At 40.0% G+C, this 16,776-nt stretch carries 19 protein-coding genes and 1 riboswitch; of the genes, 12 read left to right on the top strand and 7 right to left on the bottom strand.

The features are described from left to right. Window positions 1-3: 3 nt before the first annotated feature. Window positions 4-540 carry a GNAT family N-acetyltransferase gene (locus BK583_RS16275; RefSeq protein ID WP_055735643.1) on the bottom strand — a complete coding sequence of 179 codons (537 nt, stop codon included), beginning with the start codon at window positions 538-540 and terminating at the stop codon, window positions 4-6. 169 nt (window positions 541-709) lie between these two features. Continuing rightward, window positions 710-788: riboswitch (ZMP/ZTP riboswitch) on the top strand. A gap of 41 nt (window positions 789-829) precedes the next feature. Here BK583_RS16275 and BK583_RS16270 point away from each other — a divergent pair. Then, window positions 830-1,672 (top strand): bifunctional 5,10-methylenetetrahydrofolate dehydrogenase/5,10-methenyltetrahydrofolate cyclohydrolase, encoded by an 843-nt coding sequence (locus tag BK583_RS16270; RefSeq protein WP_055735644.1) that lies wholly within the window; start codon window positions 830-832, stop codon window positions 1,670-1,672. 71 nt (window positions 1,673-1,743) lie between these two features. After that, window positions 1,744-2,646, top strand: a complete 903-nt coding sequence (locus BK583_RS16265) for a phosphotransferase enzyme family protein (protein ID WP_055735645.1) — start codon at window positions 1,744-1,746, stop codon at window positions 2,644-2,646. 177 nt (window positions 2,647-2,823) lie between these two features. Here BK583_RS16265 and BK583_RS16260 read toward each other — a convergent pair whose 3' ends face one another. The 4 genes from BK583_RS16260 to BK583_RS16245 form a co-directional block, all read right to left on the bottom strand. Further along, entirely contained in the window at window positions 2,824-4,128 is a 1,305-nt protein-coding gene (locus BK583_RS16260) for an acyl-CoA thioesterase/bile acid-CoA:amino acid N-acyltransferase family protein (RefSeq protein WP_055735646.1), read from the bottom strand. A gap of 107 nt (window positions 4,129-4,235) precedes the next feature. Then, the gene (locus tag BK583_RS16255) at window positions 4,236-4,535 is read right to left on the bottom strand and encodes a hypothetical protein (RefSeq protein ID WP_038477557.1); all 300 of its coding nucleotides are present in this window, start codon (window positions 4,533-4,535) and stop codon (window positions 4,236-4,238) included. A gap of 35 nt (window positions 4,536-4,570) precedes the next feature. Further along, window positions 4,571-4,825: a hypothetical protein gene (locus tag BK583_RS16250; protein WP_038477560.1), complete on the bottom strand. Its 255-nt coding sequence runs from the start codon at window positions 4,823-4,825 to the stop codon at window positions 4,571-4,573. 141 nt (window positions 4,826-4,966) lie between these two features. Next, window positions 4,967-5,839, bottom strand: coding sequence for a LysR family transcriptional regulator (locus BK583_RS16245; RefSeq protein ID WP_055735647.1), 873 nt, complete (start codon window positions 5,837-5,839; stop codon window positions 4,967-4,969). 106 nt (window positions 5,840-5,945) lie between these two features. Between BK583_RS16245 and BK583_RS16240 the strand changes: the two genes are divergently transcribed. The 6 genes from BK583_RS16240 to BK583_RS16215 all read left to right on the top strand — a co-directional run bounded on the left by BK583_RS16240 (window position 5,946) and on the right by BK583_RS16215 (window position 10,417). Then, complete coding sequence (locus BK583_RS16240; protein WP_055735648.1) at window positions 5,946-6,932, top strand: YeiH family protein; 987 nt, start codon at window positions 5,946-5,948, stop codon at window positions 6,930-6,932. Window positions 6,933-7,069: 137 nt separating this feature from the next. Continuing rightward, window positions 7,070-7,369, top strand: coding sequence for a lmo0954 family membrane protein (locus tag BK583_RS16235; protein WP_055735649.1), 300 nt, complete (start codon window positions 7,070-7,072; stop codon window positions 7,367-7,369). A 19-nt stretch (window positions 7,370-7,388) separates the two neighbouring features. Beyond that, a complete protein-coding gene (locus tag BK583_RS16230) occupies window positions 7,389-7,994 on the top strand; it encodes a hypothetical protein (RefSeq protein WP_035394879.1) in 606 nt (201 codons plus the stop codon). A gap of 49 nt (window positions 7,995-8,043) precedes the next feature. Then, entirely contained in the window at window positions 8,044-8,751 is a 708-nt protein-coding gene (gene liaF, locus BK583_RS16225; RefSeq protein ID WP_055735650.1) for a cell wall-active antibiotics response protein LiaF, read from the top strand. Beyond that, the gene (locus tag BK583_RS16220; protein WP_055735651.1) at window positions 8,748-9,794 is read left to right on the top strand and encodes a sensor histidine kinase; all 1,047 of its coding nucleotides are present in this window, start codon (window positions 8,748-8,750) and stop codon (window positions 9,792-9,794) included. Before liaF ends, BK583_RS16220 begins: the two co-directional genes overlap by 4 nt. Further along, entirely contained in the window at window positions 9,791-10,417 is a 627-nt protein-coding gene (locus tag BK583_RS16215; protein ID WP_055735652.1) for a response regulator, read from the top strand. Before BK583_RS16220 ends, BK583_RS16215 begins: the two co-directional genes overlap by 4 nt. Before the next feature lies 1 nt (window position 10,418). Here BK583_RS16215 and BK583_RS16210 read toward each other — a convergent pair whose 3' ends face one another. Then, window positions 10,419-11,048, bottom strand: coding sequence for a copper homeostasis protein CutC (locus BK583_RS16210; RefSeq protein WP_055735653.1), 630 nt, complete (start codon window positions 11,046-11,048; stop codon window positions 10,419-10,421). 79 nt (window positions 11,049-11,127) lie between these two features. Between BK583_RS16210 and BK583_RS16205 the strand changes: the two genes are divergently transcribed. The 4 genes from BK583_RS16205 to BK583_RS16190 all read left to right on the top strand — a co-directional run bounded on the left by BK583_RS16205 (window position 11,128) and on the right by BK583_RS16190 (window position 15,608). Beyond that, window positions 11,128-11,928 (top strand): GNAT family N-acetyltransferase, encoded by an 801-nt coding sequence (locus tag BK583_RS16205; protein WP_055735654.1) that lies wholly within the window; start codon window positions 11,128-11,130, stop codon window positions 11,926-11,928. Window positions 11,929-12,105: 177 nt separating this feature from the next. Further along, window positions 12,106-12,909, top strand: coding sequence for an ABC transporter permease (locus tag BK583_RS16200; RefSeq protein WP_055735655.1), 804 nt, complete (start codon window positions 12,106-12,108; stop codon window positions 12,907-12,909). A gap of 14 nt (window positions 12,910-12,923) precedes the next feature. Further along, window positions 12,924-14,528, top strand: coding sequence for a teichoic acids export ABC transporter ATP-binding subunit TagH (gene tagH / locus BK583_RS16195; protein WP_078440220.1), 1,605 nt, complete (start codon window positions 12,924-12,926; stop codon window positions 14,526-14,528). A gap of 21 nt (window positions 14,529-14,549) precedes the next feature. Further along, window positions 14,550-15,608, top strand: a complete 1,059-nt coding sequence (locus BK583_RS16190) for a M20/M25/M40 family metallo-hydrolase (RefSeq protein ID WP_055735656.1) — start codon at window positions 14,550-14,552, stop codon at window positions 15,606-15,608. A gap of 22 nt (window positions 15,609-15,630) precedes the next feature. Here the strand turns inward: BK583_RS16190 and BK583_RS16185 are convergent, their stop codons facing one another. Then, a complete protein-coding gene (locus BK583_RS16185) occupies window positions 15,631-16,680 on the bottom strand; it encodes a hypothetical protein (protein ID WP_055735657.1) in 1,050 nt (349 codons plus the stop codon). Between the last annotated feature and the right edge of the window lie 96 nt (window positions 16,681-16,776).

Below are 16,776 nucleotides of genomic sequence, written 5' to 3'. Positions count from 1 at the left end.
GCTTTAGAGAAGTCGTTGATAGTGGGTCTGTAGCAATCCCATATAAATAATATCAATCCATTCCCCATTTCTAAAGACGGCTTCTTTTACCCTGCCTTCTTGAACAAATCCTATCTTCTTATATAAATGAATTGCCTTTTCATTTGTTGAGAAGACGCGCAAAGACAACCGGTGTAAATTTAATTCGAGAAATGCGTATGTTAATAGGAGAGACATTGCTTCTGTACCGTATCCTTTCCCCCACTTGCTTTTTTCACCGATATCAAGAATACATTCGGCATTCCGATTTTTGTAATCAATCCCGACTAAAGAGGTTACACCCACCGGAGTGTGTTGTTCAAGCTCTTCGATAATGTAGGATTTTGACTGTGGAGAGGAGAGCATTACGCTTTCAACAAAAGATTGGGTCTCCTCATATGTATAGACGTCCAAGGAAAGGTTAGTAGAAGCCATGACCTCATGGTCGTTTCGCCAACGGTGATAAAGTGATATGTCAGTGCTTTGCATTTTACGCAGTCGTAACCGGGTTGATTCAAACATGGTATTTCCTCCCTTTTTTATTGGCTCTATTGTAACATGAGAAAAAAGCAATCACGGAAAAAATCAAAAATCACGTACAAATAGATTGATAGAGTATATTTTTGTTCGGAAATGGAATGGTTTGAAGTGTTTTTTTTGAAAGTGTATGCTAAAATAAAACGAAAACGTAAAGACTCTATGTAACTGGCGCAATGTGGATAACCACGAGGGAGCATAGAGCGTACTTGCCGTGCGCCTGGGCAAAAGGGTATCGCCCTTTTCACGTTCAAATAACGAAAGGATGGTTTGAATGAAAACGCCCTTACTATTAGATGGAGTAGAAGTATCAAATTGCATAAAGGCTGATCTCGCGAAAAGAGTAACAGCCCTGAATGAGAAAGGCATTACCCCGTCCCTCGCAACTATTTTAGTCGGCGAAGATCCTTCTTCCGCTACTTATGTGCGAATGAAAGGAAATGCTTGTCGTAAGCTTGGAATGGAATCAAAGAAAATTGAGATGCCAACAGAGACAACTACGGAAGAGTTGTTAGCAACGATTCAGCAGTTAAATGAGGATCATACCGTTCATGGTATTTTATTACAACATCCTGTACCTGAACAAATTGACGAACGTGCTGCATTTGATGCGATTGCGATTGAAAAAGATGTAGATGGCGTCACCACTCTTGGGTTTGCGCAAAATGCTTTTAATTTTGCCCAATACCCTTCGTGTACACCTGCAGCCATTATGGCGATTCTCGACCATTATGACTTACCAATTGAAGGGAAGCATGCTGTAATTGTTGGTAGAAGTCCAATTCTTGGTAAACCAGTATCCATGATGTTGCTCAATCGAAATGCAACAGTAACCATTTGTCATTCTCGCACAAGTGAGTTAGAAGCTCATGTCAAACAAGCGGACATTGTTGTTGCAGCTGTTGGTCGCCCTGAATTTATTAAAGGGGAATGGATCAAGCCGGGTGCCGTCGTTCTTGATGCTGGATATAATAAAGGAAATGTTGGCGATTGTGATTACGATGGTTGTGCAGCCAGTGCATCTGCCATTACCCCAGTGCCTGGAGGCGTTGGTCCTGTAACGATTTCAATGTTGTTAAAACACACTGTTGATGCAGCAGAACGTTTAAATCAATAACAATTAAGATCAAGAGGGAAAGATAGATACCCGCTTGGTCTTTTTTTGATAAGATGAAAAAGGGTGATACAATGCAGGCGGTGTTAAAGAAAATCGCACAGTACTATCCATTTACTGCAGATCGTTTTGTATGTTTAGGTGGATTTAATCAGCATGTATTCAAGAACAATTCTTATGTTCTGAAAGTTTTTCGTGAAGATCAAGCTAGTATAGAACAGCTTGAGCACGAAGTGAATGTAACGGCGTTTATGAATCGTGCGGGTGTGCCGAGCGCGAAGATTGTCCAGTCTTTCAATGGGAGGGAAATTGAACATATTCTCTATAGAGGCGTTCATTACTTTTGTTTTGTACAAACGCATATTGCAGGTGATAGTATTCCCATAACAGATTTGAAGAGTACACAAGTTTATCAATGGGGTGCAAGTATTGGGGCCTTACATGAAACTGGGAAATTGTATCCGCATAAGGCAAAAGTACAGCATTGGCATGAAGAATCGCTTTTATCTGTAGCAGAAGGCTTGTTAGAGGAACCTTTACAGAGTAATTGGCGGAACTTGTATAATCAATTAAGCGCTTTATCAACAAATCATCAGTGCTACGGTCTCATCCATCACGATTTCCATCACGAAAACATCCGTTTTTCTAAAAACAAACTGTATATATTAGATTATGAAAGTGCTATCCATCATTGGTATATATATGATCTAGCCATTCCGATCTATCATGCTGCTTTATTTATTGAAAAAGATAAGCGGTGTCAATGGTATGAATCGTTCTCTACAATGTTATTAGAAGGTTATGCTTCAAAAACGACTTTACAGAAGAAGTGGGTAGATAAACTACCTTACTTCGTTTATTATCGACAATGGTACTCTTATCTCTATTTTGAAAAACATCTAGAAAAAAATGAACAGGTTACCCAGATGTTAGAAAAGATGAAGTCTTATCTAGCAGCTGAGAAAACCATTATTTAGAAAAGGATGAAGGATTATTTTTTATGTTGTTGTAATGATAGGACTCATTTGCTACTTTGCTTATCAAATGAGGCAAATAAGAAGAGAAAATGAAGAACTGAAAAAACAGCAGACGCTCATCATTAACATGCTTGAATATCAACTTGAAAGAGATTCGCGTTAAAAAAGACCAGTTGCCTAAGAATAGTGCAAACTAGTCTTTTTCGTATGCTCAAATAAGAAATCTTGCACATAGCGCCACGTTTCTCTGGCGGCATCGGCATTTCCTTTTTTCGTACCACCAAAATCCATTATCATGCCACCTCCAACATGCATATAAGTTGAAGTTGGCATGCCTGGAAGCCCATAGGGGAAGGCAAGGAAATGGCCACCTTCGTCATAATAAAGGTGTTTGTTGTCCGTTCGTTTGCCATGAAGTTCGTGTTGAACCATTCGAGCATAGTCAGCAGATGGCCAACATTCGTCTTTTTCACCTGCTATGGTTAATAAAGGAGCGTTCACTTGCTCAACTGGAATTCGAATAGCATCTAAATCGGTTGCTTTTGCTTGTGAGACAGACCAGATTGGTAAGAAAGAAAAAGGCTTACGGGTAAGTATGCTTTTCCCGATGTTAAGAAAATGCTTTGCTGTGTAAGTAAATTTCAAGTAAGGGAGTGGTGCATTCTGTTGTGTCCAAGCTGGAATGGGTGCATATATCGTGTTACGTAATCCGGATGTTACGTAAGCTCCTGGAGCTCCGGCAATAACCGATTGATACTCGTCGTACGTGGAAGCAAGCAGCAAGGCGAGTTCGCCGCCGCGAGAGTAGCCAATTAGAGAAACAGTATTATCCACAGCATCATGGGCTTTAAGCCAAAGGGTAGCTTTTTGGAAATATTCTAATGGTATGTTTTCAAGGTCTTTCGATACGCCTTCCGTCCCAAAATAAGCAAGAGACAATACGGAATAACCTTTCATTGCGAGGAGTGCAGCGGCATGTTCATTTACACCACCATCGGATCCGCCTACTACTATTACCCCTGGGAAAGCTTGGACGGTATCGGGGTGAAAAAGGGTTCCAACTAGTTCTGCTTCGTGGACAGGCACGCGTTTAACAGTATCATCATAAAATTTTCTATGTACATGAGCTGTATCTAGTAGCTTTCCAGAAGAGTCTTCAAGTGTAAATGAGTAGGTAAGCGGTTCGGCGTTCTGTTTGTTAAAATAATCACCATGCTTTTTTCCAATTCGCTCCATTGACCAGACCAAGCCTTCTGCATCAATGCCTTTGTAACTTCCGGACAAGGGCGCTGTTGAAGCAAGGTGGAGATTCCCGTCTTGATTTGCTTCATATAGAGCACTAGCCTCGAAGATTGCACCAGTGTCATCTGTCGTTTGTGCTTTTATTGTTACGCTTTGCTTTGGCATTAAGTCGTAAGCAGATAATTGTAAGGGTTGATCAATAAGTGCACGAGTAGGTGTTACAACAATACGAGGGGTCATTGTTAAACTCCTTTCAAATGGTCTTTAATCCATCTATACGTTAGGAAAAGTAAAAAAGTTCCCAATACTAAAAAAGCCTAAGTGCTTGGACACTTAGGCCTTCTTAATTAGACTTCTACAGCAACGATTTGGTCACAGCAGATGGTAATGATGCGTACTTTTTTCTTATCACATTTACAGTGATCGTGAGAGTGGCAGTCAGCATTTGCTAATTCAACAGTATCGCCATCAATACCTACAAAGCTACCTGTTACTTTGTCTCCACCTTTTAAAATAACTTTTACATGTTCACCACGCGCGATGTTTCTGAAAAATGTTTCACAACCGCAGTCGCCTGAACCGTAGTTATTTGAACCATAATTTCCGCAGCCACAAGAATTGTAGCCATAATTATTTCCATAACCCATTTTCAAATTGCTCCTTCCGCATTCTCTTATTTTTTTTAAACTTCTACAGCTGCAATGTCGTCACAACAAATTGTAACGATTCTCGCTTTTTTACATTTGTCGTCACAATCAACGTTTGCTAGATTAACAACGTTGCCACGTACATCTACAAATTCACCTTTAATTTTACCGCCGCCTTTAAGAACCACTTTTACGTGTTCTCCACGAGCGATGTGTTTGAATAAAGTAGAGCAGTCACAACCGTTTGAATAAGAATAATCAGAGTAACTTCCTCCGTATCCATAACCCATTAGTGTCGCCTCCTTTCGCTTTGCTATGTTAATACTGTATGTAGAGAATTCATTCATGCATAGGCAATAGAAAGGGGACAAACGCTCGTTTTTACTAGATTAGGTCAAATGCATAGAGGAGAAAGTCGGAATGTAGCGGAATCATTTTGAGGGTAATGCATGTTTGAGAAAGAGGTTTGTGTTTTTCGTAACAGGAACGCCTTGACGATGGATAAAGGAAAATTGTCTTGCTGTATTCATATGTAAATGATTTAACACTTGAAGAGAACCATTACGGAGTTCTTCTTGAATAGCCGATTCCGAAATAAGAGCCAAGCCTAGTCCGTTTTTAACCCCTTCCTTAATACCTTGAGTGGAACTGATGGTAATGGAAGAGTGTATCGTGAGTTGAAAGGTTTCGATTAATGCTTCAAATGATTCTCTAGTGCCCGAACCCTCTTCTCGTATGACCCACCGTTGATTTTGAAGGTCATGTACGGTTTGATAGTTCTCAACATCGTGGGTTGAACAGATGATGACAAGCTGATCATGTTTAAAAGGTGTTTGTTCAATGTTTTTTGCTTTAATGGTCCCTTCAACAAGGCCAAAGTCGACGTCGAAGTGCTGTACCTTTTGCATAATCGTATCCGTATTGGCAATTGTAATAGCAAACGTCAGGTTCGGATAAAGCCCTTTTAAAGAGGCAATCATCTGTGGCAATAGATATTCGCCAATCGTGAAGCTAGCACCAATCTTTAATAGTCCTGAAGCTTCATGGTGACGGGCGTACAAGCTTTCATGGATAGTACGGTAAATGTTTTGGATCTTTAATGCTTCTTTATAAAAGAAATGACCATCCTCTGTAAGAAAGATTTGTCTCGTTGTTCTACGAATAAACTGAGTTTGGAACTGATTTTCTAGATTTTTGATCTGCACGCTCACAGTAGGTTGTGAAAGGGATCGTTTCTCAGCCGTCTTTGTGAAATTTTTTTCTTGGACCAGTGTAATAAACGTCTCTATTTCATCTATATTCATTGTTTGACCTCATTTTTATTAGTTTTTTTAATAAATGTTATTATACTTATTTATTTTACAAATAGCGAGGGGGTTCTTATGATTAAGTAGTTAGGGAGTGAACAACATGACTAAACAGAAGGCTATCGGAGTTGGGTTGACCGCATTACTTGCGACGATCGCCACTTTGCTAGCAAAAGTGCCAGGATTAACAATGGTGGGATCGTTGATTCTAGCAATTGTAATTGGAATGGTTGTAGGGAATTACACAAAGGCAGCTCAGAATGGTGGAGAGGGGATTGCGTTTTCTTCAAAAATTCTTTTGCGGATAGGAATTATTTTACTTGGACTACGGTTAAATTTTTTTGCTATTCAAGGTTTGGGTTTAACCGGTTTTCTTTATGCCATCGTTTTAAGTTCTATTGCTTTTTTTACTGTATATGGACTAAGCAGGAAATTAAAAATTGATCCTTCATTTGCCGTTTTGCTTGCAGGAGGAACAGCCATATGTGGTGCTGCGGCAATTGCTGCTATAGCGCCAGTAGTGAAAGCACAGGAAAAAGCAGTTGCTCTATCCATTGCGACAATCGCGTTGATAGGAACGTTGTTTACACTTATTTATACAGGTCTTTATCCACTTCTTGTACCAGAAGATAAACCGTATGGCATTTTTGCAGGTGGTACGTTACACGAGATTGCCCATGTCGTTGCTGCTTCTTCCATTGGGGGTGCTGAAGCCGAAAATCATGCCATCATTGTAAAAATGCTTCGAGTTATGTTATTACTACCGCTGATGATCTTCATAATGTGGTGGTTTGAACGGAAGAAAAAGGTCGCTCAATCTTTTTCGTTTCGAAAGTTACCAATCCCATGGTTTGTCTTCGGTTTTCTGGCGATGAGTCTTGTGCAAACGTTTGGTTTCTTACATGAAGATGCTGTACAGTGGCTACTTGGCATTGCCTATTTCTTGCTTGCAATGGCCATGGCAGGTCTAGGCTTAAATGTGAAGTTTCGTGCTTTTCAAGAAATAGGACCCCGTTTGTTTTTAGCAGGACTAGGGGGCACAATCGTTTTAGTTCTTTTTGGCGCACTACTTATTCCACTCTTATTCTAAAATCAAACCATTACCATTCAGGTAGTGGTTTTTTCAATATCAGCCTCTAGACTGAGAGCTAAATCGTTCTTCAGCTCGTTTCTAAGGATCGGTCAGAATCGTATGCTAGTAGTAACAAATCGACAGGAGGTGACGTAATGACAACAAAAGGATGGATCATTCTCGGTGCTGTTGCACTTTCTATCATCTTGCTTTCATCACTAGGAGCGATGTTAGGATTAGTAGCAGGTGCTGGACTTGCTTACTTAGGGTGGCGTCAAGCAACATTAAGTGAAGCCATTGTGATGAAGGTACTTTGGTGGTTTGTACTCGTTATTGGTGTCCTAGTAGGCATTAGTAGTTTGCCAGGAATGATTGGAGTCGTAGCGCTTTACTTATTGCTAAAGCTTTATGACAAATGGAAAGAAACAAAAGATTATTCTTATGATAAATTTTAATGAATGCAGGAGGTAGAAGATGTCAATCTTAAAGCAAATAAAAGAGCAAGTATCAGCTGATATTGAAGCAGTATTAGAGAAAAGTAAAAAGAAGCCGGTAATGGATGAAAAGAGAGGTCAAGAAGCTAAGCAGCTTGATAAGCAAATGAAGTTATGGAAAGAAACAGTAAAGAAGCAGCAAGAGCTTGAGCAGTATTTCTATAATGAGTGGCAAGAAGCAGAGACTATGTTAAAGAAGCGAAAAGAACAATTGGTCATTGCTGAACAATCGCAAGCAACGGATTTAATAGAACGAGCGAATTTTGAAATAAACGGCTATCAGGAGTTGGCTCGTGAGTACAAGGAGTCATACGAAGAACAGCGTGAGCGTGTGAATAAGCTCGAAGAAAAAGGAAGAGAGCTTTACTTTCTAAAAAAGAAAATGGAACGAATGAAGCTTACTGATTTTGCAAGAGCTGAAGAATCACGTGCTGAATCGCATGCGTCAAAATGGACGTATTATGCGGAAGAAAACGATGAATTTGAAGCATATGAGGAAGACAAAAGTGACCACGAGCCAAGACAGGTTCTTGATTTTGATAAAGAAATAAAAAAACTTGCTGAAAAGCAGGAGAACGAAAAGTAGTTTGTAGTATACTAAAGGCTGATTATAAACGCAGAGGAGGGCAAAGAGAGTGAAGCGAAACCGAACAGATTATGTTGCCTATATTTTCTTTGCCCTGCTTGCTGCAACGGCATTAGAGCTACTTATTAATGTAGCTCCGTTTATTGTATTAGTAGGATCTGCGGCGATGATTTATTATGGCTTAAAGCGAATGAGCAAGCAAAAAGGAAAAGTCCTGTTCTACGGAGGACTGGTCATCTTTATTTTAACGCTGTTGTCTTCGTTTTTCTTTTTACTAATGGTCTTTGGTGCATTGTTTTACATGCTTTACTTGTTTTGGGAAAAGGCAAGTAAACCAACTAAAATGGAAATAGCGATTAATGAACAAGCTTCGAATGATAATCGAGAGGCGTTTGTTAAAAACACCTTCCTCGGAGATCAGCAATTAAACCATGAAGGGTTTCGCAGTGATGATATTAATATCCACACAGGTATTGGTACAACGGAAATTCATTTTGAAAACACCGTCCTCCCAAAAGGAGACACGATTGTCATTATCCGGGGTTTTATTGGGAGTACCAAACTCTATGTGCCTTATGATGCAGGTGTATCTGTGGAGCACGCTTGTTTATTTGGTCAGACAGATCTATTTGGAAACCATAAAATAGGGTTTAATCAAAACGTAAAAGTCGTAAATGACTCGTATCAAGATGCTCCTCGTCGACTGCGAATTTATACGTCCATTGTTGCGGGAGATATTGAGGTGATGTATCGATGAAGGCTGTCCGTTCTGTTGGTATGATTGTCTTTTTCGTGCCATTACTTCTAGTAGGCTTCCTTTTCTATTATGTTGAAAATAACGGTTTAGTTAAATGGGAACAGCTATTGCTTCGAAATGAATTAACGTATAACGTGCCGATTTTCGTATGGCTTATTCTGTTTTTTATACTCCTTGCACTGATTGTCTACAGCATGCTTGCTGTTATTTGGAAAAAAGACGTTCGTGCGTTACATGCTACGTTAGTGCACGTTGCTAATGGCAATACGAAGGAAAGCAAACAGCAACTTAATCAAGTATCCAGTGATTTTAATGATGCTAAAATGCTCATTGCAGAACTTGAAACAAGAGTTCGTAATCAAGCAGACCGCTCTCAACGTGTGATGGAACAATGGGCGGAGAATGAGTCAAAGCTGAGATCGGAACTTGTCTTTAAAGAGCGACACCGTATTGCAAGAGAACTACATGATTCCGTTTCACAACAGCTTTATGCAGCATCGATGTTATTATCTGCAGCAGTTAATCAAAAGAATGTTGATGTTGTAGCGCTACAAGCTCGATGTGAACAGATTGAAAAAGTTGTGAACGATGCACAAAATGATATGAGAGCGCTCTTGCTCCAGTTACGACCCATTCAACTGGAGAATCAATCGTTTAAAGAAGGCGTGGAACAATTGACATCAGATTTAGCAGAGAAGCACCAGATTGATTTCTCGGTTCGGATTCGTTCTCTTTCTCTTAAACCAGGTGTAGAGGACCAGCTATTCCGCATTACCCAAGAAGCTATTGCTAACGCGTTACGTCATGCAGAAGCAAATGAGATTAGCGTGTTCTATGACCGGTATGATGATTTTGCTTTACTAAAAATTACCGACGATGGGAAAGGCTTTAATCAGACATCTTCGCCACACGGCTACGGTCTACATAGTATGGAAGAGCGTGCAGAAGAAATCGGTGGGATGTTACGAATGATAAGTGTGGAAGGGCAAGGAACGAGTATTGAAGTGAAAGTACCGATTATTGAAGGAGGGGAAACGACGTGATTGACGTATTGCTTGTGGATGATCATGAGACTGTACGCCTCGGTGTTGCGGCTTTTTTATCAACCCAAGAAGACATTTCTGTTGTTGGTGAAGCCAGTAATGGAAAAGAAGGGGTCGAACAAGCGCTGAAACTCAGACCAGATATTATTTTAATGGATTTAGTAATGGACGGGATGAATGGAATCGAAGCAACAAGAGAAATTATTACACAATGGAAAGAGGCAACGATTATTATTGTCACGAGTTTTCTTGATAATGATAAGCTTCGTCCTGCACTAGAGGCAGGGGCGAAAAGCTATGTTCTTAAGACGTCCACAGCGATGCAGATTGCTGATGCGATCCGAAAAACAGCACAAGGGATAGCTGTACTTGATGAAAAAGTTCAGGCTCAAATGATCTCTTCCTTCCGCACCGAGGAATCGTTGCACCAATCATTAACGAACCGCGAAAAAGAAATCTTAAAGCTTATGAGCGATGGGAAAACCAATCAGCAAATTGCCGATACGCTTTTTATTACGATTAAAACAGTAAAAACACATGTATCCCACATCTTATCAAAGCTGGATGTTGATGATCGAACGCAAGCGGTTGTTTATGCTTTTCAGCAGAAGTTATTTAAATAAGCTACCAAAGAATTCTAGTCCCGTGTAGTTCCTTTACACCTGTAGTAGCCGCAATATGAGAAGCATTATCTTTCGTTACACCTCCACCTGGCATGATGACAATGCGTTCGTCTGCATATGTCTCATAAGCGGCTAAAGTTGTAAGGTTTTCTTCAATTTCTTTATGAGGACCATGAGTTAAAATACGTTTTACCCTCCATCGGGAAAGCTGATCAATGGCCTCGAATGGGTTTGCAAGTTGATCAAACGCCATATGAAACGTAACCGTTTGTGGATCCACAAGCTGTAACAATCTTCGCATATGAGGCACGTGAAGTTTATTCTCTGGCGTTAAACAGCCAAACACAAATCCATCCACACCAAATTGTTTAAATGATGAAATGGATGCCTCCATTTCCCTTAGTTCAGCCTCATTGTAAATAAAGTCTCCTCCACGACAGCGAATCAGTGCCATAACCGTTACCCCATTTTCTTTGCATATCGCGACTACTCGTTTACATGTTTCTATTGAAACGGTAGTACCGCCCACATTTAAGTTGTCGCATAGTTCAATTCGTTGTGCTCCAAATTGAATGGCTTTACGAACGTGCGTATCATTCTCAAGACAAACTTCCTTTACCATGTGATTCATTTATCCAAACTCCTTAAAAAAACTAGCTTTACTAACAGAATACTTGTAAACTATAGAATACTTCAAGGGGGGGAGACAAATGATTAGACAATTACATATGAACGATCAAGACATATGCTTAGACTTCGTAAAGAAAAAGCCAGCGGAGAACTTGTTTATTATTGGTGATATTGAAGCATATGGAATGGAAACAGATTTTCAAACGGTATGGGGAGAATTTAATAGAGACAATCAATTAGTCGCTGTTTTGTTAAAGTTCCATACAAGCTATGTTCCGTTTGCAGAAGGCTCCTACGATGCCAAAGGATTTGCCGAAATCATAAACAAGGATTCTTCCTTTAAAGGGTTGTCTGGTTTAAAAGACGTGACAGAACAACTTGAACCGTATTTAAAAAAGTCTCTTCTTAAAAGACAAATGTACTATGCAAAGTGCGCAAGGACAAAGAGTGAGAACGCCCCTTCATTAGAAAAGGTGCAAACAGCCCAACCCCAAGATGCAGCTGAATTACTCATGATGCTGGATCAAATTCCTGAATTTAGTCAGTCCATTCCGAAAACGGCTGAACAAAAACAACGCGAATTAGCGACAGGCTTTTCACGAGCATGCTTCGTACGTCAAGATGATAAAATCGTTTCATCCGCTTCCACTACTGCTGAAAATACTCACTCAGCAATGATTGTTGGTGTCGCCACTTTAGAGGATTATAAAAGAAACGGCTATGCATCGGCTTGTGTTCATCACTTATGTGAGCAATTGTTCACAGAAGGAAAAGAAGCTTGTTTATTTTACGATAACCCAAGTGCTGGGGTGATCTATAAGCACATTGGCTTTGAAGATATTGGTTTATGGATGATGTACAATGAGAAGTCAGAAGCATAAAGCAGAAGGCTTTAAGTATGAAAAACTTGTTAGGACTTTGCTAGCAAGTTTTTTTATTGTCAACAAACGGTAACATCCAAAATAGCGATTTAGAGTTGAAAGTGATATGATAGACAGGTGCAAAAAATGTCGTGCACAAGTTTGAATGGAATTTGAAAAGGTTAAGGAGTACGGATGATGAAAGCCTTATTACAATTGCTGAAAGAGCAATACGAAAATAAGCACTTAATTTGGAGACTTGCAGCGTTTGAACAGAAAAGTAAGTTTCGACTCCATTACTTAGGCGCTTTTTGGCAGTTATTTAGTCCGCTGATGCAAGTCGTGGTCTTTTTTGTTATTTTTGGACTTGGTATAAGACAAGGACAAGATGTTGGCGATACGCCTTTTTTCGTTTATTTAATGTGTGGACTAATACCTTGGTTTTTTATCAGTCCAACAGTACTGCAAGGATCTAACAGCATTCACAAAAAAATTAATATGGTATCAAAAATGAAGTTTCCTGTTAGTGTATTGCCGACCATTACAATTGCTGGTAATTCCGTTAGCTTCTTTGTAATGCTCGGTATATTGTGCATTGTACTTGCCATATATTCGGTTTTCTCAGGGTTGTATTTGCTCCAATTGCCGTATTATTTTCTTTGTTTATATGCATTTCTTTATGTGTTTACCATATTTTCAGCGACTCTAGCTACCGTCGTACGAGATTATTATCAATTTCTTGAAGCAGGAATGCGAATGATGTTCTTTTTAAGTCCAATCATTTGGGCCCCTGATTCAATGCCTGAACGTTTACTTCCAATTTTACAATTAAATCCGTTTTACTATATTTTAAATGGCTTTAGGGACTCATTTATAGGCGGAACGTGGTTTTTTGAAAATATTACGTACATGATTTATTTCTGGACAGTAATACTTTTAATTGGTTTCTTAGGTGCAACAGTCTTTAAGAAATTTAAAAACAGTTTTGTTGATTATTTATAAAGGGGATTTTGTGGATGAATCCTAAAATGAAATTAGACGGTGTAACAAAAAAATATACACTCTTTACAAGCAATAGTGAAAAGCTTAAAGCAATGTTCTTGCCAAAAATGCAAAAAGAAAATCGTGATTTTTATGCACTACGCGACATTTCCCTGGAAATTTTTGAAGGTGAAACCATTGGGATTGTAGGTATTAACGGGTCTGGGAAGTCAACCATTTCCAATATTTTAGCAGGAGTTATTCCTCCTACTGAAGGAACGTTAGATGTGAATGGTGAGACGTCGTTAATTGCTATTAACGTTGGCTTAAACAATCAATTAAATGGTCATGAAAACATTGAGCAAAAATGTCTCATGCATGGTTTCTCAAAAAAAGAAATTGAGCGCTTATTGCCATCAATTGAGGAGTTTGCTGACATTGGTGATTTCATTCAGCAGCCTGTAAAAAATTACTCGTCTGGTATGAAGTCACGGCTAGGATTTGCGATTTCTGCTCATACCAATCCAGATATTTTAATCGTGGATGAGGCGCTGTCTGTTGGGGACAAAACGTTCTATCAAAAGTGTAAAGATAAAATTGATGAATTTAAAGCAGAAGGTAAAACCATTATTTTTATTAGTCATAACATCAAAGAAATAAAAAACATCTCTGATCGGGTTCTTTGGCTTCATAATGGTGAAATGCGCTCGTTTGGCGACAAGGAAAAAGTGATTGAAGAGTACGAAGCCTATATTAAATTTTTTAATTCCTTGTCCAAGCAAGAGAAAAAAGAGCATAAAGAAGAGCTGAAAATGCAGCGCTCGGTTGCCAAAGTCGAACAAAGAGAGAGCGAAGAAGATGGAACAGCTCTAGCGCCACGGGGTACTGGGAAAAAGAAGCATGCTAAACAAAAGGAGCAAAAGAAACATTCCATTGTCTTTTTTAGTCAGCTTGTTCTCTACGCAGCTTTATTTATTGTTGCAGCTTATCTGGTGGCGGTCCGTCCACTTTTTGCTGCTGATGCTGAAGAAAGTTCGACGGTCGTTGAGTCTGATAACCAACCTTCAACAGTTGACGAAGAAGATACGGCGGATTATTGGGTTGATTATGACGAACCAGTACAAGCAGTTATTCATTCAGACGATACTTCTTTATATACGTCGTCTGAAGCGTCTACAGCTCTTATGACGTTACCCTTTGGAACTGAAATCTCTGTACTAAGAGAGAACAGCGATCAAGGGGTCGTCCAAATTGAGAATGAAGGCGACGACTTGTTTATTGAATCGAACGCTTTTCATTTGTTAGAGGATGCTGAGGAAGTGGAGCGGGAACGAATAGAAGAAGAGCTTGTGACCAATGTGGGCTCTTTAGATGAGATTGAATCAATATTGGCTCAACCTTATGAACAGGTCATCCAATCGGTTTCGTTTCAAACAGCAGATGAATTTGGCTATGGGTATTATGCATACTCAGACGAACAAATGTTGAAAATAAACCAGCAAAACGAATTAGCGGCTATCATTCTTCCAATGGATGGGGGATCATTGGTGGAGGAGACACCCTTTTTCATAGTGGATGGAGAGCAGTTTTACTTTTTGTGGAATGAGGAAAGGGAAGAACTACTCGTAGCTGAATTTTAAAAGGAAACGGACTGATGATCAATGAATACGGCGTTTTTGTTTGATCTTCTTAAAACCCCTTCACCTTCAGGGCATGAAGAGGCGATTCAAGAAAAATGGCTGACTTATATGCAAACCTATGTGGAGGATGTAACTACAGATTTAGCTGGAAATGCAATCGCAACGGTTAATCCAAATGCTCCATTTCGCGTACTCCTAGCAGGGCATTGTGACGAAATTGGTTTTATGGTGAAGTCCATTGATGAATCAGGCTTTATCTATGTAGAAGAGCTAGGTCGTTTAAGTCCCTTACCTGCATTAGGGATGGAAGTGGAGATCCATGGAAGGAACGGGGTACTTAATGGCGTGTTTGGGGCAAATGCTCAACACCATGGTGGAGCAAATGCAGACTTAACAATGGATGATCTTTTTATCGATTGCGGTGCTGAGAGCGCTGAAGAGATTCAATCTGTAGTAACTATCGGTGATCCAATTACGTATAAAATAGAACCCTCTCACTTGCGTAATAATCGTGTAGTTGGTCGTGGTTTGGACAATCGAACAGGTGCATTTATCGTGGCTGAAGTCATGAAGCGACTTGCGTCCAGTCTCCCAGAAGTGTGTGTCCAAGGCGTCAGCACGGTTAATGAAGAGACAAATATGGGCGGTGCTTATTTTGCAGGCTCAGCTTTAAAACCGGATTTAGCAATTGCATTGGATGTCACATTTGCAACAGACTATCCCACCGCCGAAATGGGTAGAGTTGGTGATGTAACGTTAGCAGGAGGTCCAGTGCTTGCTAAAGGTGCTCCAATTAATAAAAAGGCAAATGAACACTTGCTACAAATAGCGAAGGAACGAAATATTCCGATACAGTATGAATTAACACCTAGAAGAACAGGTACGGATGCGGATCAACTACGAATAACAGGTGAAGGTGTACCCATCGTTCTCGTGTCTTTGCCGCTACGATATATGCATGCGCCTCGGGAAGTTGTGTCGTTACAAGACATAGAACAAGAAATTGATCTACTTGTGGCATTTATACAAAGCTTACGTCCTGATACAGATCTTCGTCCTCTTATTTGGAACGGACGCTAACTAGGAAAAGCGCGGAGAGCAGTTAGTCTCCGTGCTTTTTCTTTATTATGTCTGGGTTGTTCTCAATCAATGTGCGTGTACAATCCCAAAAATAATCAACGGTAGAAAGAGTCTTTAAGGCAGCTGAATAGAGGTCATCTTCAGTTGTTATACCAATGGATGACAAGACTTGTTTAAAGTAAGGGAGACGTTCCTCATGTAGATGAGGTGCGTCCGTTGCCAAGATGATATGGCAGCGACAGAAAGTGGCGATGATCCAAAAGAAACTCTCTCGGTATTGATTCTTATCAATGAGTGACTGACTCCCTTCAATGACTATAGGTTTCGCTGATGGTGTAATATCACCGGAAAAGAAAAAAGGGGTCTTGGCTTGTTCGGCAGCAAGGGCAAATGTCTCTTCTAACAATTTCAAACTAGATTGAACTGTTGATTTAGCTATTGATTCTACACGCAGTTGCTTAAGAAGTGCTTCATAAACGTCGTCCATGTTAAACCGTTTCAGAACTGCTTGGACTGCTGTATAGCGTTTTCGTACAGTTGGGTTCTCAAGCGCTGCCGTTAAAAACAAATGCGCTAAAACTCCTGTTGGAAAGAGCCAGCTCATCACTTGTTCATGGAATGGAGCAGAGGTTGGTATGGCTGTTAATCCAGCTATGCTTTTTTCTTTTACTTGCTCACAACGACAGTACACCCATTCAATGTGATAAAAGTCTCGCGCTACCTCTTTTTGTAAAGGGACAAGAACGTCGTCTACGTCGTTGAGGATGATCGTATGGGCGAAGCTATAACCTACATGATAGTCTGCGAGTATCGTTTCTTTATGAAGAAATAATGTGTAATCTAACGTCGTCACTTCGAGTAAAAGCCCTTTGTAGAGGAATTTACCTAACTTTTTATCTTGCTTATTTGTTGAGACAATCATCATGTCAATATCCGATGAAAGTGGCCATAGAGCAAGACGTGGATATGTTAGAACAGATCCAGCTAAATATGCCCCTTTAAAGCCACTTTGCTGGGAACCAACATGACGCACCCAGTCACGGGCAATTCCAATCGCTTCCTGCGTATTCATGAACAGTCCTCCTTTCAGAAGGGAGATTGTCATTCAGTTCGACAGCTACTGCGGTGATCCTGCAAACAATCTAAGATTACAGACGAAATAGGGAGG

The sequence above is a fragment of the Shouchella oshimensis genome (assembly GCF_002019765.1).
Taxonomy (GTDB): domain Bacteria; phylum Bacillota; class Bacilli; order Bacillales; family Bacillaceae_D; genus Shouchella; species Shouchella oshimensis.
The sequence above is the reverse complement of the archived record's forward strand: the minus strand, read 5'-3'. Positions and strand labels throughout refer to the sequence as shown.